The 22,037-nt window shown below is 28.1% G+C and carries 21 protein-coding genes; 15 read left to right on the plus strand and 6 right to left on the minus strand.

Going from position 1 to position 22,037, the window contains the following annotated elements; all coding sequences use genetic code 11:
- Positions 1-271 precede the first annotated feature (271 nt).
- The gene (gene tkt, locus GBG18_RS06080; protein ID WP_152189355.1) at positions 272-2,188 is read left to right on the plus strand and encodes a transketolase; all 1,917 of its coding nucleotides are present in this window, start codon (positions 272-274) and stop codon (positions 2,186-2,188) included.
- 129 nt (positions 2,189-2,317) lie between these two features.
- Positions 2,318-3,172 (plus strand): NAD(P)-dependent oxidoreductase, encoded by an 855-nt coding sequence (locus GBG18_RS06085; protein ID WP_152189357.1) that lies wholly within the window; start codon positions 2,318-2,320, stop codon positions 3,170-3,172.
- Positions 3,173-3,228: 56 nt separating this feature from the next.
- Here GBG18_RS06085 and GBG18_RS06090 read toward each other — a convergent pair whose 3' ends face one another.
- Positions 3,229-3,702 (minus strand): DUF4405 domain-containing protein, encoded by a 474-nt coding sequence (locus GBG18_RS06090; RefSeq protein WP_152189359.1) that lies wholly within the window; start codon positions 3,700-3,702, stop codon positions 3,229-3,231.
- Positions 3,703-3,822: 120 nt separating this feature from the next.
- Here GBG18_RS06090 and GBG18_RS06095 point away from each other — a divergent pair, with 120 nt between their 5' ends.
- Both GBG18_RS06095 and GBG18_RS06100 read left to right on the plus strand, forming a co-directional pair.
- Entirely contained in the window at positions 3,823-4,173 is a 351-nt protein-coding gene (locus GBG18_RS06095) for a CidA/LrgA family protein (RefSeq protein WP_152189361.1), read from the plus strand.
- Complete coding sequence (locus GBG18_RS06100; protein WP_152189363.1) at positions 4,170-4,898, plus strand: LrgB family protein; 729 nt, start codon at positions 4,170-4,172, stop codon at positions 4,896-4,898. The genes GBG18_RS06095 and GBG18_RS06100 overlap by 4 nt, the downstream gene beginning before the upstream one ends.
- On the opposite strand, the gene GBG18_RS06105 is transcribed toward GBG18_RS06100, so the two are convergent.
- The 3 genes from GBG18_RS06105 to GBG18_RS06115 are packed head-to-tail and all read right to left on the minus strand — an operon-like array spanning position 4,875 to position 7,262.
- Entirely contained in the window at positions 4,875-5,687 is an 813-nt protein-coding gene (locus GBG18_RS06105; protein ID WP_152189365.1) for an SDR family NAD(P)-dependent oxidoreductase, read from the minus strand. The genes GBG18_RS06100 and GBG18_RS06105 overlap by 24 nt on opposite strands.
- An 11-nt stretch (positions 5,688-5,698) precedes the next feature.
- Positions 5,699-6,658, minus strand: coding sequence for an LLM class oxidoreductase (locus GBG18_RS06110; protein ID WP_152189367.1), 960 nt, complete (start codon positions 6,656-6,658; stop codon positions 5,699-5,701).
- Positions 6,659-6,686: 28 nt separating this feature from the next.
- Positions 6,687-7,262 carry an NAD(P)H-dependent oxidoreductase gene (locus GBG18_RS06115; RefSeq protein ID WP_152189369.1) on the minus strand — a complete coding sequence of 192 codons (576 nt, stop codon included), beginning with the start codon at positions 7,260-7,262 and terminating at the stop codon, positions 6,687-6,689.
- A 154-nt stretch (positions 7,263-7,416) separates the two neighbouring features.
- Between GBG18_RS06115 and GBG18_RS06120 the strand changes: the two genes are divergently transcribed.
- The 11 genes from GBG18_RS06120 to GBG18_RS06170 all read left to right on the plus strand — a co-directional run bounded on the left by GBG18_RS06120 (position 7,417) and on the right by GBG18_RS06170 (position 18,621).
- The gene (locus GBG18_RS06120; protein WP_152189370.1) at positions 7,417-7,722 is read left to right on the plus strand and encodes an ArsR/SmtB family transcription factor; all 306 of its coding nucleotides are present in this window, start codon (positions 7,417-7,419) and stop codon (positions 7,720-7,722) included.
- A 1-nt stretch (position 7,723) separates the two neighbouring features.
- Positions 7,724-8,089: a gamma-glutamylcyclotransferase family protein gene (locus GBG18_RS06125; protein WP_152189371.1), complete on the plus strand. Its 366-nt coding sequence runs from the start codon at positions 7,724-7,726 to the stop codon at positions 8,087-8,089.
- Entirely contained in the window at positions 8,086-9,345 is a 1,260-nt protein-coding gene (locus GBG18_RS06130) for an arsenic transporter (RefSeq protein WP_152189373.1), read from the plus strand. Before GBG18_RS06125 ends, GBG18_RS06130 begins: the two co-directional genes overlap by 4 nt.
- Positions 9,346-9,381: 36 nt before the next feature.
- Positions 9,382-9,795: an arsenate reductase ArsC gene (locus tag GBG18_RS06135; RefSeq protein WP_152189375.1), complete on the plus strand. Its 414-nt coding sequence runs from the start codon at positions 9,382-9,384 to the stop codon at positions 9,793-9,795.
- A gap of 14 nt (positions 9,796-9,809) precedes the next feature.
- Positions 9,810-10,724, plus strand: coding sequence for an MBL fold metallo-hydrolase (locus tag GBG18_RS06140; protein WP_152189377.1), 915 nt, complete (start codon positions 9,810-9,812; stop codon positions 10,722-10,724).
- A gap of 12 nt (positions 10,725-10,736) precedes the next feature.
- Positions 10,737-11,678, plus strand: coding sequence for a permease (locus tag GBG18_RS06145; RefSeq protein WP_152189379.1), 942 nt, complete (start codon positions 10,737-10,739; stop codon positions 11,676-11,678).
- Positions 11,679-11,696: 18 nt separating this feature from the next.
- On the plus strand, positions 11,697-11,924 hold the full coding sequence (locus GBG18_RS06150; protein ID WP_152189381.1) for a thioredoxin family protein: 228 nt from the start codon (positions 11,697-11,699) through the stop codon (positions 11,922-11,924).
- 119 nt (positions 11,925-12,043) lie between these two features.
- On the plus strand, positions 12,044-13,501 hold the full coding sequence (locus GBG18_RS06155) for a methyl-accepting chemotaxis protein (protein ID WP_152189382.1): 1,458 nt from the start codon (positions 12,044-12,046) through the stop codon (positions 13,499-13,501).
- Between the two features lie 14 nt (positions 13,502-13,515).
- Complete coding sequence (gene rarD / locus GBG18_RS06160) at positions 13,516-14,421, plus strand: EamA family transporter RarD (RefSeq protein ID WP_152189384.1); 906 nt, start codon at positions 13,516-13,518, stop codon at positions 14,419-14,421.
- 67 nt (positions 14,422-14,488) lie between these two features.
- Positions 14,489-15,127 carry a MerR family transcriptional regulator gene (locus GBG18_RS06165; RefSeq protein WP_152189386.1) on the plus strand — a complete coding sequence of 213 codons (639 nt, stop codon included), beginning with the start codon at positions 14,489-14,491 and terminating at the stop codon, positions 15,125-15,127.
- Positions 15,127-18,621, plus strand: coding sequence for an acyl-[ACP]--phospholipid O-acyltransferase (locus tag GBG18_RS06170; protein ID WP_152189388.1), 3,495 nt, complete (start codon positions 15,127-15,129; stop codon positions 18,619-18,621). The genes GBG18_RS06165 and GBG18_RS06170 overlap by 1 nt, the downstream gene beginning before the upstream one ends.
- Before the next feature lie 11 nt (positions 18,622-18,632).
- Here GBG18_RS06170 and GBG18_RS06175 read toward each other — a convergent pair whose 3' ends face one another.
- Both GBG18_RS06175 and GBG18_RS06180 read right to left on the minus strand, forming a co-directional pair.
- Positions 18,633-21,182 carry a [protein-PII] uridylyltransferase family protein gene (locus GBG18_RS06175; RefSeq protein WP_152189390.1) on the minus strand — a complete coding sequence of 850 codons (2,550 nt, stop codon included), beginning with the start codon at positions 21,180-21,182 and terminating at the stop codon, positions 18,633-18,635.
- Positions 21,179-21,931 carry a Fis family transcriptional regulator gene (locus GBG18_RS06180; protein WP_152189392.1) on the minus strand — a complete coding sequence of 251 codons (753 nt, stop codon included), beginning with the start codon at positions 21,929-21,931 and terminating at the stop codon, positions 21,179-21,181. The genes GBG18_RS06175 and GBG18_RS06180 overlap by 4 nt, the downstream gene beginning before the upstream one ends.
- Positions 21,932-22,037: the final 106 nt, after the last annotated feature.

A 22,037-nucleotide genomic window follows, 5' to 3' on the forward strand; every position in this document is an offset into this window, starting at 1 on the left:
GTAATATTTGGAACTCTTATTAAGTTTCATTTAGAGAAAATAAATTGTTCCAGTTTTGTTCCAGCTTTAGCAAAGATAAACAAAGTCTTTGCTTTTTAGAATTGTTAGTAAGTTGCTTTTTAAGGTGTTTTGTATTTATTTGCTAATTATCAAGTAGAATTTACAATTATTATTCCAAAAGCATAGATAAAAACCACTTCATATTGTATTTAATCAATTTTAGATATAATCTCAAAAATATAGATAACTCAATCAATTAACTAGGATAATTATGTCGAAACAATTATTACAAAAACAAGCTGATACGATTAGATTTTTAGCAGCAGATATGGTACAAGCAGCAAACTCAGGACACCCAGGTGCACCTATGGGTCTTGCAGATATTGCAACAGTTTTAAGTAAGCACTTAAATGTAAACCCAGCAAATGAAAAATGGTTAAACAGAGATAGATTAGTATTCTCAGGTGGTCACGCAACTGGTTTAGTTTACTCATTATTACATTTATGGGGATTTAATGTTGCTTTAAATGATTTAAAAAACTTTAGACAAACAAACTCAAAAACTCCAGGTCATCCAGAATTCGGACATACTCATGGTATTGAAATTACAACAGGACCATTAGGACAAGGTATTGCAAATGCAGTAGGTTTTGCATCAGCTGCAAAATATGCACAAAATACTTTAGGTACTGATGTTATTAATCATAAAGTTTACTGTTTATGTGGTGATGGAGATTTACAAGAAGGTATCTCTTATGAAGCAACTGCAACAGCAGGACACTTAAAGTTAGACAACTTAGTAATTATTTATGATTCAAACTCAATTACAATTGAAGGTGATACTTCTTTAGCATGGAGCGAGAATGTTAAGAAAAGATTCCAAGGTATTGATTTTGAAGTAATTGAAATAGATGGTCATAACTTCGATCAAATTGAAAAAGCATTTGTTCAAGCAAAGGCTGCCACAAAACCTGTAATGATTATTGCAAAAACTGCAATTGGAAAAGGTTCTGTTTCTATGGAAGGTTCACATCATGCACATGGTGCTCCTTTAGGTGAAGAAGATATTGCAGCATCTAAGAAAAAAGCTGGATTTAACCCAGATGAAAAATTCATCGTACCTGCTGATGTTAAAGGTGCTTTTGATAAATTAATAGTTGGATCTGTTGCTGAAAATGAATGGAATGATTCATTAAGTGCAGAAGCTAAGAAAACAATTGAAGAGTTACAAAATCCTAATTATGATGCAGTTGAATATCCAACTTTTGAAGCTGATACAAAAGTAGCTACAAGAGATTCAAATCATAAAATCTTAAATGCAATTGCAGCAGCAGTTCCAGGATTTTTAGGTGGATCTGCAGATTTAGGACCTTCTAATAAAACTGAACTAAAAGGTGAAGGTGATTTTCCAAATGGAAGAAACATTCACTTTGGTATTAAAGAACATGCAATGGCAGCGATTGCAAATGCAATGAATCTTTATGGTTTATATAGAGTTTATTCTGCAACTTTCTTTGTATTCTCTGATTACTTAAAACCAAGTGCAAGGATTGCAGCCTTAGCTTCTATTCCTCAACACTTCGTATGGACTCATGATTCTATTGGTGTAGGTGAAGATGGACCAACTCACCAACCAATAGAGCAATTATCTCAATTTAGAGCTTTACCAAATTTCTATACATTCAGACCAGCAGATGCTACTGAAAATGTTGAGTCTTGGAAAACTGCTTTAAAAATGAATGCACCAACTGCATTTGTTTGTTCAAGACAAGGTCTTACAGTTTTAAAAGATAAAAAAGAGTTTGGTGAAGTTTCAAATGGAGCTTACTTACTTAAAAAAAGAGAAAATGCAAACATTACAATCATGGCTTCAGGAAGTGAATTAATGTTAGCATTACAAACATCTTGTGCCTTAGAAGAAGAAGGGATTATTGCAAACGTTGTTTCTGTTCCTTGTTTTGATTTATTTTTAGAGCAAGAGCAATCTTATATTGATCAAGTAATTGATGTGAATACTCAAGTATTTGCTGTTGAAGCTGCTCGTGGATTAGAATACTATAGATTTGCAGACAAGGTTTATGGAATGGATACATTTGGAGCAAGTGGACCTGCAAATGATTTATTTGACGAATTTGGATTTACAATTCCTAAGTTAAAAGCTAAAATAGTAGCTGACTTTAAAAAATAACACACAAACTTCAAATATAAATAGATGGTAAAACCATCTATTTATTCTCACTCTTTTTTCGCAAAATCATCATTTTTATTTACCTTTAAAAAAACTCCCATATAATATACAAAAAATATAGGAGAAACTATGCCAATAGGATTTATAGGTTTAGGAAACTTAGGAACTGCAGTTGCAACAAGATTAAAAGAAGTAGGTGAGACGGTTCTTACTTATAATAGAACAAAAGAAAAAGCTCTTGCAAAAGGTTTTGATGTTGTTGATACTCCAAAAGATTTACTTTCAAAATGTGATGTAATATTTTTATGTCTTTTTGATTCTCCTGCTGTTGATAATATTTTACATATGGAAGATGGACTTTTATGTGAAGAATTAAAAGGTAAAACTATTATTGATTTAAGTACTCACCACTTTAATGATGTTTTGGAAGTTCACAAAATTATGGAAGAGTTTGAAGTTAAATATCTTGAAAATCCAGTATTTGGAAGCGTTGCTCCAGCACTTGCAGGTGTATTAACATTAGTATCATCTGGGAAAAAAGAAGTTTATGAGGAAGTTAAACCTCTTTTAGAAAAGATTGGAAAAGAGATTTTCTTTCTTGAAAAACAAGGAAGTGCAACTAAAATGAAGTTAATCAATAACTTGTGTTTAGGTTCATTTATGGCAACAATTGCTGAGTGTACTTCACTTGCAGAAGATTGTGAAATACCAAAAGAAAAAGCTTTAGATATTTTAGGAGTTGGTGGTGGGACTTCACTTGTTTTAAATGCTAAAAAACAAAAGCTAATTACTGAAGATTTCTCAGCACATTTCTCTAATGATGCAATAAATAAAGATTTACATTGTTTACAAGATTTAGCATACTCTATGAAAAAACCACTTTATTCAGCAGCAATGCCAAAAGAGTTATTCTCTAAAATGAAAATGATGGGTAAGGGTGAAGAAGATTTTTCTTCAATTTATCAGTTATTTAAAAACTCTTAAAATTCTTAAAAATAACAAGTGCTTTAATGCACTTGTTTGTATAAAATCACTTTAAATCACTTTTTTAATATTGTATCAATTATCACAAAAGGTGAAGTTTGATTAATCATTGCTAACTCTTTTAGCGATTTATCTGCTTCAACAATTAAACCAGCTGCTTCAAGTTTTGTTTTTGCAATATCATAAGAATCTACAAATAAAACAGCAGTCTTTTCAATAGGATTTCCTAAAACAGAATTAATAAGTATTCTTTTTACATTTGGACCAGTAGGGGCATTTAAGATAAAACCTAAAGATACAGCAGAGATTATTCCAGCAGAAATATAAAATATTTTTTTCGTAAAATATTTCTTCATTGCTTTCCAGTTAAAAAAGACATGAGCAAAGATTATTGCTACAAAAGCTAATCCTAAAATCTCATGTAATTCTTTTGTGTAATTGTCAAGAATATGAAAGTACATTAATACTCCTGTTGTTCCCATAACAATAAAAGCAAAAGTTGTAAGTGATGTTGCAAGTGTTTTAAACATTTTTATTCCTTAATAATATGTGAAATTATACATAATCAATATTAATCAAATATGAACATTTTTGTTTTCATTTTAAAGTTTATGAAAAGAATGTATAATACATTTTTTTAAAGGAAGCAAATGCTAAAAGGAATTATAACTTTATTAATTTTTCAATTTTTAGGAGAGTGTATTGCCATACTGTTCTCATTATTAGTACCAGGTCCTGTAATTGGAATGATACTATTACTAATATTTTTAATTATAAGAAAAAGTAGTTTTAAAAGTTTGGATAACTCTGTTGGAGTTTTATTAAGATATTTACCTCTTTTATTTATTCCAGCAGCCATGGGAATAATCACTCAAATGGATTTAATAAGTAAAGAATTTTGGGCAATACTTATAGCACTTGTTGCAGGAACTTTAATTGCTTTAGCATTTAGCGCAAAACTTATGGATTATTTAACTTCAAAACAGGAGAAAAAATCATGAATTTTGAAGCCTTAAATGATTATATATCAAATACTCCTTTAACATGGTTAATTCTAACTTTACTAGCTTATAAAATTGGAATTATAATATATGAGAAGTTTAATAAGCATACTTTACTTCAACCTATAATTATCTCTTATATAATTCTTTTATCACTAGTTTTATTTACAAATACTTCTTTTGAAGAGTATTTTAAAAGTGTAGAAATTATTCACTTCTTTTTAGGACCTGCAACTGTAGCACTTGCTCTTCCTTTATATAATAATCTAAAATATATAAAACAGTTACTATTACCAATAGTCTTAACATTAATAGTTGCTGGAATTTTTTCTGTTTTAATTGCAGTTTTATTATTATGGATTTTTGGAGCTTCAACTGTAACTATTTTATCAATGACAACAAAATCAATAACAGCACCAATTGCAATAATTACTTCAGAGCAAATTGGAGCAATTCCATCTTTAGCAATAGGTTTTGTCATAATCACTGGAATAATTGGAGCTTTATTTGGAAGTATAGTTTTTAAAATAGTAAAAATTAAATACGAAACATCAAAAGGTTTTGCCTTAGGTTTGGTATCTCATGGAATTGGAACAGCAAGAGCTATTGAAATTAGTGAAAAAGCAGCAGCATTTGCAGCCCTTGCAATGGGACTTAGTGGTATTATGACAGCTGTATTTTTACCTTTAATTATAGAGTTCTTAAAAGATTTTATCTCTTTTTAGTATCTCTTCTATTGCTAAAACAATATTTTTACATTTGTCGATATCTGTAGCATCTAGATGAGGTAGGGCAAATTGTTCTATATCATTATCAAAATATTTTCCATTTGCATTAGAGAATTCATCACTTAAAGAAGCACGAACTAAAATATCTGCTCCAATATTTATATCAACTCCTTGTGCTCCATAAGCATCTTTTACCATTTTACTTCCTAGAAAAGATTTTGGATTAACAGCAACCATAACTAATCCTTCAATCTCATTTTTAAAAGCAAGATATGAAGACCACATAGTAAGTGCTAATTTACTTTGAGCATAAGCATGAGAATCTTCTAAAAGTATTTCACCTCTTAGTGCTTCTTCTTGAACAGGTGCTTGAGCAGCTGATGATAGATTTACAACTCTTGATGAACTATGAAGTAATGGCATAAGAGCTTTAGTTAATAAATATGGTGCTATTGTATTTACTACAAATCTTACATCAAGACCGTCTTTTGTAACTTTGTCGTTTGTTTTATAGATACCTGCATTATTGATTAGAACATCAATTTTATTATTGTTTTTTGATATATCACTTGCAAGCTTTTTTACTTCACTTATATTTGATAAGTCTGCAAGATAAGTTTCAATAATACCTTCTTTATTGGACTCTAAAAGTCTTTGTTTTGAGTGTTCTAGTTTTGATGAGTTTCTTCCATGTATTAAAACTTTATGTCCAAGATCTAGTAGTTTTTGTGCTGTTAGTAATCCAATACCATCTGTTGAACCTGTAATTAAAATAGTTTTTTGCATGACCTTCCTTTTTATTTAAATTCTACTAGAATATTTTCTGCTAATTTATTTAGTGTTTTTTCTATATTAGCTTGATTAAATCGTAAGTTTAATGCTACATGATTAATCCCAATTGCTTCTAATGTTTTTAATTGCTCTAGAAGATACTTTGTTCCACATCTATATCCTAAATGTATTGGTTTTGGTTTTGCATCGTCATCATCAACTAAATCAATATATAAAGATTGTGAGATTGGTTTATTAACTCCATCTAACTCTTTTACTTGTGATCTACAAGTATCAATAAATTTTGCTTGATAAATTGGATCTCTTGGATATGTTATCCAACCTTGTCCATTTTGTGCTAGCCATTTTGAGTCTTGTTGTGATGCTCCTGTTATTAACATAGGTACTTTATTTACTGTTGGTTTTGGTAACATATCAATTCCACCATATAAATTTCCAAAACTATTATCTAAGCTTGGATAATTTTCCCAAACTTCTTTTATATATTTAAAGCTTTCTCTAAAAATCTCACCTCTATTTGCATAGTCTTTATTTAAAGCAGGATATTCTTCAGGTCTATCACCAGAGGCAACACCAAGTATTAGTCTTCCATTTGATAAAACATCAATACTCGCTGCTGCCTTAGCAATATGAGCAGGATGACGAAGAGGTAAAATGACACTACCAACTCCAAGTGTTATTTTCGAAGTCTTTGCTGCAAGGAAGCCAAGATAAGTAAATGGATCAAACATTTGTCCTCCATCACCAAAAGAGGGTACATTAAAAGGTATATCTCTTAACCAAATACTTGAAAATCCAAGTTGTTCTGCTAATAAAATACGTTCAAGTTGATTATTCATACTAGGGATTGCAGTGTTTGAATAATTTTCTAAAGGTACAACTAATCCAAGGCTTAATTTATTTACTTTAAATGTAGAATTATATCCCTTGTTAATTGTCTCAAACTCTTCAATATAAGTACTCATTTTTTTCTCCTTAAACTAGCTATTTATTTTAATTAAACCATTGTGTTACAGTATTTACGCTTTGTCTTACTTTTTCTCTTGAAGGTTCAGTTTTTCTATATCCAAAAGGAACCATAACAGATGCACCAAACTCTTCTGTATCAATGTTTAATTCATTCTTTAAAAACTCTTCTGTCTTTTTAGCATCAAAGCCTTCTGTTGGACAAGAATCAATTCCCATATATGCTGCACCTGTCATCATATTCGCTAAAGCAATATAGTTTTGCTTAGTAGCCCAATCAAATAAATATCTATCATCTTTTAGTAAATCAAAATCAACTTTTTGAAATTGTTCATAAAAACCTGAATACATTTTTTGAACATCTTCAGGTAATTGCTTAACGTCTTTCATCATATGAGTAATATAATCACTATTATATATCATACCTTTTTTCTTTCTTGCTAGAATAATTACAAAGTGACTAGCAGTTGGAAGCGTACCTTGAGCTCCCCAAGAAAATTCTTTTAATTTTTCTCTCAAATCTTCATTTTGAATTACTACAAACTTCCATGGCTCAAAACCAAAAGAACTAGGACTTAGTGTTCCAATTTCTAATACTGTAATTTTTGTAAGTAATGAATTGTAGACTCTTTAAACTTAAATATCTCTTACAGTAATTTATGTAAGTATTAAGAAAAAAGAAATTACATTAATATATCAAGATATCTTGATATATTAATGTAAATATGATATACTTTTAAAAATCAAAGGAAAATCAATGGATATTTTTTTAAAAACAGTAAGTGCTTTAAATGATGAAACAAGAATCAAACTATTAAAATTTATAGATATTCATGGAAAGTGCTGTGTATGTGATTTAGAAAACTCTTTTGAAATGATTCAATCTAGACTATCTAGACATTTGAAGATTTTAAAAGAAGCAGGATTTTTAAAAGTTGAGCGAGAAGGAAGATGGGCTTATTATTCTATTAGAACTCCACTTGATGAGTTTAGAATTTCTGCAATTAAAGAGATAAATACTTTAGATATTGATTTACCAAATTTAAAAAAGGCTTGTAATTAAAATGACTGATACACTTTTTGTATATGGAACGCTAATGCCAAACTGTCCAAATGGACATGTTTTGGAAAATATTGTAGGAAAGTTTGTACCTGCAACTGTAAAAGGTAACCTAAAAGATGCAGGTTGGTCTGCTTCTATGGGGTACCCAGGTATTAAATTAAACGAAGATGGAAGTGGAGATACTATTCATGGATTTTTGTTTTATTCAAATAACTTAATTAACCATTGGGATAATTTAGATGAGTTTGAAGGAAATGAGTTTGAACGTCAAGAAGTTACAGTTGAAAGATATGATGAATTAGATGTAGATACCTTTATTTATGTTCTTAAGGCAAGTGAATCTGAAATAAAAGAAGATGAATTATGATACTTAGTTCACTTATATTTCTTGTAACTCTTATTTTTGTAATCTGGCAACCAAAAGATTTACAAATAGGAACTACTGCTGTTATTGGAGCAATTGTTGCTTTAGTTTTAGGTGTAGTAAGTTTTTCAGATGTTCTAATAGTTACTGATATTGTATGGGACGCAACACTTTCTTTTATTGGAATTATAATTTTATCTATGGTTTTAGATGAGATTGGATTCTTTGAATGGTGTGCTTTAAAAATGGCAAAGTTTTCAAATGGAAGTGGAAAGAAGATGTTTATTTATTCTATTTTATTGGGTGCTTTTGTATCTGCACTTTTTGCAAATGATGGAGCGGCACTTATTTTAACTCCTATCTTACTTGCAAAAATGAGAATATTAAAACTAAATATGAAATCAATCATTGCTTTTTTACTTGCAGGTGGATTTATCTCTGATAGTGCATCATTACCTTTAGTATTTTCAAACCTTACTAATATTGTAACTGCAAACTATTTTGATATAGGCTTTTCTGAGTATATTTCAAATATGTTAATTCCATATATTGTGAGTGTATTTATATCTATTGTTTTCTTATGGATTCTATTACGAAAAGATATTCCTAAAACTGTGGATATCTCACTTTTAAAAGAGCCATCAAGTGTAATTAAAAATCATACTTTATTTAAATTATCTTGGGCTTTTTTAGCACTTTTAATCGTAGGATATTTTATTGGTGATGCTTATGATTTACCAGTTGCAGTATTTGCCCTTGGTGGTGGAGTAATATTTTTAATCATTGCAACTATGTTTAAAACAGTTGAGCCTGTTCGTATTATAAAAGAAGCACCTTGGCAAGTTGTATGGTTTAGTATTGGACTATATATAGTTGTATATGGTTTAAAAAATGCAGGTCTTACTGATTATCTAGCTTTAATTTTACAAGATTTAAGCACTCGTAGTGATACTGTTGCAATTGTAGGAACTGGATTTATAGCAGCATTTTTATCTGCAATTATGAATAATATGCCAACAGTTATGATTATGGATATAGCACTTCAAGATATTCCAAATCAAGCTTTAGCTTATGCAAATATTATTGGTTGTAACTTAGGACCTAAAATGACACCATTTGGTTCATTAGCTACTTTACTTTGGTTACATGTATTAGCAAAAAAAGGTGTAAATATTTCATTTGCACAATATAGTAAATTTGGTCTAATAATTACACCACCAGTTTTACTAGTAGTATTATTATCACTAGCGTGGTTGTAAGAAAATAAATTAATCTAAAATAAAAAAGGATAAAAAATGCAAAATAAATCAGACAAAAAGGTTTTAATTTTATGTACAGGAAACTCTTGCAGAAGTATAATAGCTGAAGCACTTATAAATGCAAAGTTAGATCGTATAAGTTCAGATTCATCAGGGGTGAAAGCTAGTGGTAGAGTTAATCCAAATGCAAAGAAATTACTAGAGCAAAAAGGTATATGGAAAGAAGAATATCACTCAAAAGTGATTGATGAGGTAATTGAAAATACTTATGATTTAGTAGTTACTGTTTGTGATAATGCACATGAAACTTGTCCAATGTTCCCAAATGCAACTAAAGTAATTCATGTAAGTTTTGAAGATCCAGATGGAAAAGGTTTTGAAGCATTTGAAGATACATATAAAGAAATAGAAGAGCTTTTACTTCCAAAAGTTGTAGAGGCTTTAAAATAATAAAAAGGCAAAAAATGAAATCTTTTATATATATACTTTTACTTCTATCTTTTAATTTATATGCCAATGTGTATAAATTAAAAGTTGTTAATGTGACTTCAAACATAGATTGTTATATTGGAGATTTGAACCCTCCAACAAAAGAAAACAAAGGATTTGTATCAAATGTTTGTACAGTTGATATTGGAGATTCTATAGTAGTAATTGATGCAGGTCCTACATATGTTTTTGCAAAAGAGTTAAATGAGTTAATAAAAAAGAAGTATGCAAAAGATGTATCTTATGTAATAGTTACAAATTTTCATGATGATAGGTATACTGGAGCTTCTTTTTATAAAGAAAAGAATATTCCTATTATTGCTCATAAAACTATTGTGCAAGAGCTAAAAGAAAACCCTGATAAGTTTAATAGAATTCCAAAAATTACTTCAAAAGAAGAGTATTCAAAATCAAAAGTTGTAGAAGCTGATATTTTTACTAATGATAAGTATGTAATCAAAGGTAAAAAATTTAATATTGAGGTATTAAAATTAAGCCAAGGTGCAAATAGTGTTTCAGATATTGCGGTTTATATTCCAAAAGAAGAGTTTATTTTTACTGGAAATATAGTATTTAATGGAAGAATGATTAAATATGCAAAATATTCAAATATAAATGAATGGATAAAAGCCTTAGAAAAACTTGAAAAAATGAATGTTAAGTATGTGATGGGTGGACATGGAAAAGAGTTTGATAAAACTTCTTATAAGCCAACATTAGAATACTTAAGAGTTTTAAAACAAAGTGTAACAAAAGCTTACGATGATGAGGTTGATGTAGAGGATATTTATAATTATGTAGATGATAAAAAATTTTCATATTATGATCACTATAAAACTATAGCTCCTTTGAATGCAAAAACTTTATACGATCAATTAGAGTGGGAATAAAAAAGGATACTTATGTGGAAAGATTTTGTTGATTATTTAACTTATGAACTTTGGAGTTTAGAAGGTCATTTAGGTGAAGCTATAAACTTTTTTATTTATGATACGATAAAGATATTTTTTCTTTTAATTGTAATTATTTATATTGTAAGCTTTTTAAGAAGTTTTTTCCCTGTAGAAAAGGTAAGAGATTATTTAAGTGGAAAACATAAGTTAATAGGTCATATTTCAGCAGCTTTTTTTGGAATGCTAACACCTTTTTGTTCATGTTCTGCAATACCTTTATTTTTAGGTTTCTTGCAAGCTAGGATTCCTTTGGGAGTTACTTTTTCATATTTAATCTCTGCACCACTTAGTGATGCAGTTGTAATTGCCTTACTATTTTCACTTTTTGGATGGAAGATAACACTGCTTTATATTTCTTGTGCTTTACTTATTGCAATAGTTGCAGGCTTAGTAATTGGAAGTATGAACTTAGAGAAAGAAGTATTAATTGAAGTTAAACCTGCATCTTGTTGTAATTCCCAAGAAGAAGGAAGTACTTTTAAAGCAAGAGTAAAAGAAGCTTGGGAAGCTACACTTGACATCTTTAAAAAAATATATCCTTATGTAATAGTTGGTATTGCAATTGGCGCTTTTATACATGGATATGTTCCAGCAGAGACTATTGCAAAATATGCAGGTGGTAACTCTTGGTATGCTCCAATTCTAGGAGTTGCTATGGGAATTCCAATGTATTCAAGTGCTGCAGGTATGATTCCACTTATTGAAGTTTTAACTTCAAAAGGAATGCTGCTTGGAACTGCATTATCATTTATGATGGCTGTTGTTGCTCTTAGTCTTCCTGAAGCTATGATTTTAAAAAGAGTAATGTCTCTTAAACTTATCTCAATATTCTTTGGGATTGTTGGAAGTGCAATACTTTTAGTTGGATATATATTTAACGCGATTTTATAAAAATAATAGGAGAAAGAAATGAAAATAGAAATTTTAGGAACAGGTTGTGCAAAATGTAAAGCCTTAGAAGAAAATGTAAAAAAAGCAGTTGCAGAAGCTGGTATTTTTGCTCAGGTTGAAAAAGTGGAAGATATTGTTAAAATTATGGATTATGGTGTAATGAATACTCCAGGACTTGTAATAAATGGTGAAGTTAAATCTACTGGAAAACTTTTAAATTCTGAAGAAATAAAAGTATATTTTTAAAAAATAAAGTACTATATATATGATTTTTAGGTCATTTATTATAATATGAAATAATTAATAACTATTTTTAGAAATCATTAAAATAATAATAAATTTAATGATAATTAGAAGGAATCATAATGTTTAGTTTTGGAAAAACAGAAGAAGAATCAGCACGTCTTATTGCAATGGAAGAAAATTATGCAATTATATCATTTAAGCCAAATGGAACAATAATACATGCAAATGATAATTTCTTAAATGTATTAGGTTATAAGCTAAATGAAACAGTTGGTAATCATCATAGTATGTTTTGTGATAAAGCATATGCAAGCAGTGAAGAATATAAAAAGTTTTGGGAAAGTTTAGCTAATGGAATATCTCAAATAAATGAATTTGAAAGATTTACAAAAGACGGTACTTCTGTTTGGATTCAAGCTTCATATACTCCTGTAAAAAATAGTAAGGGAAAAGTAATTCGTGTTGTTAAGTTTGCTCAAGATATTACAGATGCAAAAAAAGTAATAAATAGTGCAAATCAAGCGATTGATTTAGCAAAAACAGGTATTATGAAACAAACTATACTTGAATCTACTCAAAATGAAGGAATTGAAAGCCTTAAAAATGGCATCAATGATTTATTTAATATTGTATCTACAAAAGTTGATGGAGATTTAAATAAAATATCTGAAGCTTTAGAAGCATTCCAAAACCTGAACTTTGAATATAGATTAAATGGAAAGTTAGGAGAGACATCGGAAGGTTTAAATAGTCTTGCTAATGTAATAAATGATATGTTAGTAGAGAACAAAGCTAATGGATTAACTCTTGATCAAGGTTCAGACTTACTTTTAGCTAATGTTGATAAATTAAATCAAAGTTCAAATGAAGCAGCTGCAAGTTTAGAAGAAACAGCAGCTGCACTAGAAGAAGTAACTTCAACTGTAAGAAATAATACTGAAAATGTAACAAAAGTGGCTAATAATTCAAATACTGTTATTAACTCAGCAAACCAAGGTGAAAAACTTGCAAACCAAACAACAGTTGCAATGGATGAAATAAATGTTCAAGTAAACTCAATAAATGAAGCAATTAGTGTGATTGATCAAATAGCCTTTCAAACAAATATATTAAGTTTAAATGCGGCAGTAGAAGCAGCAACAGCAGGTGAAGCTGGAAAAGGATTTGCTGTTGTTGCTCAAGAGGTAAGAAATTTAGCTTCTAGAAGTGCTGAAGCTGCAAAAGAGATAAAAGATATAGTAGAAAATGCTAGATCAAAAGCAGATGAAGGTAAAAAAATAGCTGGAAATATGATAGAAGGATATATAGAGTTAAATAAGAATATTGAAGAAACTACAAACTTAATTGCAGATATTGAAATGTCAAGTAGTCAGCAATTAAAAGGGATAGAACAAATAAATACGGCAGTAACTCAACTTGATCAGCAAACTCAACAAAATGCTGTTATTGCTTCAGAAACAAAGAATATAGCAGAAATAACAGATAAAATTGCAAAACTTATTGTTTCTAATGCAAATGAAAAAGAGTTCATTGGAAAGAATAAAGTAACAGTAAAAGATATGGGTCTAGAAATTTAATAAAAAGAACACATTTGAACGAAAATAGATTAGGGCAAGTATATGCCGTTTTAGCATTTTTATTTTGGGGGGCTATTGCTCCAATTTATTTTAAACAAGTATCAAGTGTAGAGCCCTTAGAAGTTTTAATACATAGAATATTTTGGTCTTTTATAATTTTAATACCACTACTTTTTATTACAAAACAAGTTGATATTTTTAAAATTATAATAAAAGATGTTAAGAAATTAAAATACCTTGCTTTTTCTACATTTTTTATCTCCCTTAACTGGCTTGTATTTATTTGGGCTGTTACAAATGAAAGAATCATGGAAACTGCATTTGGATACTATATAAACCCTCTTGTTAGTGTGTTTTTAGGATATGTATTTTTTGGTGAGAGAATGACAAGATATCAAAATTTTGCTATTTTAATAGCTTTTTTAGCAGTTTTATATCAATTAATATCTTTAGGTTCTCTACCTCTAGTCTCTCTTACTTTAGCACTTAGTTTTGCTTTTTATGGAATGATAAGAAAGAAAATAAATGTAGGTTCTATTGTAGGACTATTTATAGAAACATTAATATTAATGCCTTTTGCATTATTGGGTATATATTATTTAATGATAAATGATAAAATCTCTTTTCTTAACTCAAGTGAATATATAAATATAATGTTAAGCTTAGGTGGAATTATTACAATTACTCCTCTTTTATTATTTAATGGAGCAGCTACTAGAATGAAACTATCTACCTTAGGTTTCTTTCAATATCTAGGACCTACTTGTGCTTTTTTACTTGCAATTTTTATTTATAAGGAAGAGTTTAATAGTGATAAGTTAATTACCTTTTCTCTTATATGGCTGGCCTTAGTTATATTTTCATTAGATTCTTTAAACACAAAGAATAAAAATAAAAAAAGTAAAGAGTCCAACTCTTGACTTTTTAATTAAATTTATCTATACTTTCAAAAGTAAAGAGTTAAACTCTTAACTTTAAGGAATAAAAATGAAAGTTATTGAAGATAAAAAATACTATAAAATGAGTGAACTAGTTGAAATATCAACTTTGAGTAATCACACAATCTCTTTTTATTATAAAAAGGGATTATTACCAAATACTTTAAGTACTTCAAAAAATATGAAATACTATCCAGAAATCACAATAACAGTTTTAAATTTAATTAAATACTTTAAAGATAATCTTAATTTTTCTCTTGATTATATCAAAGAGCTTTTTGATTATTATAATATTAATTTTAATGATAGAGCAGATTTAATTTTGCAATCAATTCAAATGATTTCAAGTGAGATAAAAAATCCAATATCAAAAAAAGATTTATTAGATTTAAATTTACAAGAGGCGATTAAACTAGATTTAGTTGATAATAAAGATATATATTTTAAAACTGAAGTTGAAGTTTTGAAAACATTTAGCGAGCTTTTAAAATATGATATCTCAATTGATTTAATAAATGAATATGTAAGTACAAGTAAAAAACTAGCAAGCTTAGAGAGAAAACTAAGTACAAAAGTTTTAGAAAAAACTGGCGTGCTTCCAGAAATTTTGGTACTTGATATTTTGAACTCATTTAAGCCATTTATCTTCAATCGTCATACAATTGAAGAGTTTAAGAAGGATATGTAATGAAAAAGTTAAAAGATAATTTAAATAATATTTTATTGATAAAATTTGCATTTTTATTTGTTGTATTTTGTAATGCTTTAGTTGATGTTTCGCATAAGGTTTTATTACAAAATATAGCGTTTAAAGTTTTTGATGGAAGTGAGCAAGTTATTTGGATATCTATAATAAATGCAATGATTATAATACCATTTTTACTTCTATTTACTCTTAGTGGTTATTTATCAGATAAGTATAATAAAAAAGATATTTTAGTTTATGGTGCTGTATCTTCTTTTGCTTTATCAGTTTTAATGATAATAGCTTACTTTAGTGGTAACTTTTACTTTGCAATGATATCTTTAGTTTTATTAGCAGTTCAAAGTGCAATATATTCACCTGCAAAGTTTGGATTAATAATAGATATTTATGGAAAAAAGAATCTAGCTCGAGGTAATTCATCACTTCAATCTATATCTATTATTGCAATTTTATTTGCAATAGGAGTAGCTTCATATATTTTTGAAAGCTTTTATATCTCAAATGATTTAGGTGCATTAAATACCAAAGAAGAGTTACTAACTGCAATATTACCTTTGACTTACTATATCTTGCCTATAGCTTTTTTAGAGATGATTGTTTCACTTTTTATTTTACGTAAATTAAAAACTTCATATAGAAAAAATGATACCTTAGCAATTAATAAAAAAGAGTGGTTTCAAGGTAAGCTTTTAATAAAAAATATCAAAACAATATCTTCAAATAATGTAATATTTTTATCTGTTATTGGCTTGTCAATCTTTTGGGGAATCTCACAAGGTTTAATGGCAGTATTTCCATCATTTGCAAAGCAGTATTTAGAAGTTACAAATGTATTTGTTATAAATGGAGTAATTGCGTGTTCGGGAATTGGAATTGCAATTGGAGCATTTATATATTCAAAGGTTTCTAAAAACTATATAGAAATAGGAACAATTCCAATTGCTGCATTTGGGATGGCAATAATGGTTTACATTTCTACAATTGTACAAACTCCATTTTTTTTAGCAATGACATTTTTACTATTTGGTATTTTTGGTGGATTATTTGTAGTTCCTTTAAATGCTCTAATACAGTTTAATGCAAATAAAAAGATTTTAGGAACTGTATTAGCTGGAAATAATTGGTTCCATTCTTTATCTATGTTTCTTATGCTAAGTATTACAACTATAGTTTCTTTTTATAATCTTGACCCACTAAATACAATATATTTAATACTATTTATTACAATTTTAGGAGCAAGTTATACTGTATTAAAATTTCCTCAATCAATGATTTTACTATTTCTAAAAATGGTTGTTGGTTTAAAATATAAATTGGAAGTAAATGGAATTAAAAATATACCTTCAAGTGGTGGAGTTTTACTTTTAGGGAATCATGTTTCATGGATTGATTGGGCTGTTATTTTAATGAGTGTACCACGTGAAGTAAAGTTTGTAATGGAAAAATCAATTTATAACAAGTGGTATCTAAACTGGTTACTAAAAATGTTTAATGCTATTCCAATTTCAGGGGCTTCTAGTAAAAGTACAATGCAATTAGTTGCTAAAGAGTTAGATAAAGGAAATGTAGTTGTACTTTTTCCTGAGGGGAATATTACAAGAAATGGTCATTTAGGAGAATTCAAAAGAGGTTTTGAATTAATTTTAAAACAGACAAATTCGGATGTTAGAGTTGTCTCTTTTTATATTAGAGGTTTATGGGAATCAATGTTCTCAAGAGCTAATAAAAAATTAAAAAAATCATATAGAACAAATACAGTAACTGTATCTTTTTCAAAATCAATGAAAAAAGAAAAGGCAAATATTTCTCTTATTAAAAAAGAAGTATTAGCCTTATCTACAATATCATGGAAACAACATATTTCAAACTTAGGTACGATTAGTGAAACAATTTTTGATAAGTTAAAAGAAGTTTCAACTGAAATGATTATGGCAGATTCAACTGGTTTAGAATTAAGTGGTAATAAGTTTTTAACTGTATCTATACTATTTAAAAACTTATTAGAAAAAAAGGTAAAAGGGCAAAATATTGGTTTATTAATTCCCTCAACTTGTGCCGGAGCTTTTATAAATAATTCTATTTTAATGATGGGAAAAACTGCAGTTAATTTAAATTATACTTCTGAAGTAGAGTCTTTAAAGCAAGCTGTTAAAAAAGCAGAAGTAAAAACAATAGTTGCAAGTTTAAAGTTTGTAGAAAAACTAAAAAGTAAAGGAATTGATATCTCTTCTTTATTTGATTTAGTTGAAGTGATTTATCTTGAAGATTTGAAAAAAGAGATTACAAAATCAAGTGGATTACTTACTCTTTTAAGTGTAAAGTTTCTACCTAGTTTTATTTTAAAGTCAATACATTTAAAAAAGATTAAAAAAGATGATACTGTTTTAATTTTATTTTCATCAGGAAGTGAAGGGACGCCAAAAGGTATTGAGTTAAGTAGTGATAATGTTCTTGGAAATTCACAGCAAATTGCAAATGTTTTAAATGTAAATGATGAGGATATTTTTGTAGGTTCACTTCCTATTTTTCATGCCTTTGGAATAGTTGTTACTACATTTTTACCTTTAATTGAGGGAATTAAATGTGTTGCACATCCAGATCCAACTGATGGGTTAGGTTTAGGAAAGTTAATACATAAGTATAAAGCAACAATACTTACTGGAACATCTACATTCTTTAGACTTTATACTAAAAATCCTAAGGTTAATCCTTTGATGTTTGAAAGTTTAAGATTAACTGTTGCAGGTGCTGAAAAACTTAGATCTGATGTAAGATTAGAGTTTAAAAAGAAGTTTGGAAAAGATATTTTAGAAGGCTTTGGTACAACAGAAACAACACCAGTTACTTCTTGTAATTTACCTGATGTTTTAACACCTGATTATATAGTTCAAAAGGGAAATAAAGTAGGAACAGTAGGTATGGCATTACCTGGAACTTTTATCAAAATAGTTGACCCTGAAACTTTTGAAGAGTTGGAAACAAACGAAGAAGGAATGGTTTTAATCTCTGGTATTCAAGTTATGAAAGGATATTTAAAAGATGAGAAAAAAACACAAGAAGTTTTAAAGCAAATTGATGGACATACTTATTATATTACAGGGGATAAGGGAAAACTTGACCATGATGGGTTTTTAACTATTGTTGATAGATATTCACGCTTTGCAAAACTTGGTGGCGAGATGATTAGTCTAACAGCTGTTGAACAAAAAATCTCAAAACTAATAGATTTAGAAGAAGACTCACAAACTGATTTTATAGCAACTTCACTAGAAGATGAAAAAAAAGGGGAAAAGATTATTCTTCTGATTTCAAGTGTTGATGAAAGTTTTGTTAGTGAATTAAAAGAGAGAATAAATACTTCTTTTGAAAATAAACTAATGATACCAAGTTTAATTAAAATTGTTGAAGATATCCCAAAACTAGGAACAGGTAAGAAAGATTTTAAAGGGGCTAAAGAGTTAGCTAGAAAAGTTTAGAAAAAGTCAGATTATTCTGCTTTTTCTATTTTATCTTCTGTACACATTAAATCAATTATATCATCTTGGTTTCCACAGAAGTTACCATTTTTTTCTATCAATAATAAATCTTTTGCGTAACCTTTAATTGTATGTAGTTTTGCACTCTCAATTTCAATATTAAAATCATCAAAAATCTTTGCAATATAAGCAAAAAGACCTTTTTGATCTTTTGCTACTATACTCATAGAAGCTAAGTGTGCTGTATGATTACAATTAACTTTTATATTCTCTTTTTTTATAATTGGTGCTGCTGATTTTGTTGTTTTTGACATATCAAAAGAGCTTTTTATAACTTCCTCGATAAAAGGCAAATCTTCATCATCAACTTTTTCAGTAAAAGAGATATAGAATGCTTTTTTATTATCATATAGTTTGAAAATATTCATTGATGCAATATTTAAAAACTCCAATTTTCCTAAAAGGTATCCTAGGTTTAATGGTACATTTCTAATAATTCTAATAGTTAAATGTGTTGTATTCATGATTTTATAAATATAATTATTTACATCTTTTGCTTTAATCGCAATATCTAAAATATCTTCTGCTTTTAGTATTAAAAACATTTGATTTGATGAGATATACATGATTTTCTTTTTTACTAAGTTTGGTAACTCTTTGTATCTTTTTAAATTTTTTATAGTATTTTGCTTAGCAACTCTTCTTGCACTCTCATTTAGTAAATCTTCATTTTCAAAAGCTGGAAGAGTTTGAGTGTAAAGTTGTTTTAAAAGTGAAGCCATTGATGAGTTATAAATATTTTTTCCAACTGCTGAAATATCACAGTAAGTTACCACATATAACATCTTTAAAGCAAGTTCTGATTTTACTAAACCTACAAAATTTAAAATAGTTTTTTCAGAATAGATATCTTCATGTGTTGCAATATAAGACATCATATTGTGATATCTTACAAGTCTTGCTCCTATTTTTGTATGTTCTTCATCAAAGCCAAATGAAAGTCCCATTCCTTTAAATAGCTTCTCTCCCACAATGTGATGGTCAGTTGGTCTTCCTTTCCCAATATCATGAAATAGCGCTACTAGTTTTGTAATACTTTTTTGCTGTTTAGTTAAAGAATTAAATATCTCTTGGATATAAGGATCTTTAATTTCTTCTGCAAATTTTAATGTTGCAATTGAATGTACATCAACAGGATGTTGGTGATAACCATCAAATTGAGGTTGGTCAATTATCTTTTTTGTACTAGGTAAAATTGCTTCAAATAAACCTGCATTATAAATTAGTTTAATTACAGGATATAGTCGTTTTTTATAAAGCATTGCTTTTATATTTTTTTGTAGTTCTTTAGTTTGTGTTTTTGGTAGTTTTGTTTTACTTGCATAATATATATAAGATCTATCAAATCTTGTTACTTTTGCAGGAAGTTCTATTAACTCTTTTAAAAGAGTATTTAGTGTTACTTGTTTTGCATTAAAAGAAGTGTATAAAGTATTTTCTACTATGTATAAATTCTTTTTATATCTATGCTCTTTTAGTTTAGTTATATTTTCAGCTTTAAATATAACTCCTCTTGTAAACTTTTTAACCATAGTTGCTGTAAAACTATGGATAATGTGTAAGCATGTTAGAAGTTTTGCCATACATTGTCTATCTTTTGTATGTCGTGGAGTATTCTTAAAGCCTAATTTAGTACTTAGTTCTGGCAAAATATCAAAAGTTACTTGATCTTGCTTTTTTCTTGCAATATTATGTAAAGCATTTCTAACTTGAAAAATATACTCTAAAGATTGTCTATATTTCCTATATTCTTCTTCTGTGAACTCTGTACCTATTAAAGTTTTTGTATCTGTTGTTCCATATAAAATATTAGCAATCCAATACATCATATTAGACTCTCTAATTCCTCCAAATCCATCTTTAATATTTGGCTCCATTTTTAATGGATATTTTAAAAGTCTTTGTTTATGTTCTTCAAGTTTTTCTAATACAAACTCTTTTTGATTTGTTTTTCTAATTAAATTTAAAACGTTTTCATAGCCATACCAAAGATATTTTGAACCAAATATCATTCGTGATTCTAAAATTGAACTTTTTATAGTAATATCTTGCTCAACACTTAAAGCAACTTCTTTTAGTTCATGAACTCTAGAGCCTAGTTTCAAGCCACAATCCCATGCTAGAGTAATAAACTCTTCCATTATTTCTTTTAAGTTATAACCTTTTATATCTTCATATAAAATCATAATATCAATATCAGAATATATACAAAGTTGCTGTCTTCCATAAGATCCAAGTGCAATTAAAGAAATTGGAACAGAAGAACTCATTGGTTGATAAGAACCAAAGTTTTTTCTTAAAATATATTTATAAAGCAGAATTAAAAATTTGTCTGTATGCTTTGTATGTTTTACAAAAAAGTCTTTTCCACCAGTAGTTTCTAGTGTTGTATCAATAGAAGCTACATAGTTTTTAAAATAGTTTTTAAAAACTTTTGATATCTGAAAATCATTTGCGTTTTGAGATATTAATTCTTCAATTTGGATATTTAATTCAGTCATAATAACTCTTTATGTGTTTCTAGTTTTTTACGTAAAGTAATTCTATTTAATCCTAAATGTTTTGCAACTTGTACTTGGGATTTATATTTCTTTGTAGAAGCCTTAATTAAAGGTACTTCAAATAGATAAAGAAGATTTTTATATGCATTTTCTTCTCCTAAGTTTTCTCCTAAATATTTTTCTAAAAACATTAGTATTTCTTCTTCTCCAATTGTTTCAAAAAGATATGAAAAATAGATAGATTTTCTAAGTGAGTGCGTATTATTTGTAGTATTTGTAATTAGTTTTGATGAAGAAATCATTTGCATATCTAAAGTTTGAGATGCTTCAATAGAAAACTTATGTATTAAAGCTTTTGTATCTAAATCTCTTTTATATAAATCTGGTACTTCTAGATTTATTGAAAATATATCTTTTAGTTTTTGATTTAGCATATCATTATGAGATATCGCAATAATTCGAATACTATTTGTATTAATCCAGTTTAATAAAAGATCAATATTTGTAATCTCATCTATTTTATCAATAATAATTGCATCATCTTGTATATTAATTATTTCATCATGAATGTCTTGTTGTAATGATTTAGCATTATAGATTTTTGAACTAGGTAGTATATAAGAAGCAAGGGATTTTTTCCCAACACCTGGGCTACCAATAATTAGTGCATGGACATTAACTGCTTGTAATAACTTTGCTGAGTTTAATATTTCTTTAGAAATTTCATCTTGGGCTATATAATCTTGCATATTTTTTAACCTTATTTTATATAAAGTAATTATACAGTATATTTTTATATATTTTTTTTAAAATTGTTTACTTTATAATCAATTGTTTACTATATATGGTTAAAAT

Origin of the sequence: Poseidonibacter ostreae, assembly GCF_009208075.1 — a bacterium.
GTDB lineage: Bacteria > Campylobacterota > Campylobacteria > Campylobacterales > Arcobacteraceae > Poseidonibacter > Poseidonibacter ostreae.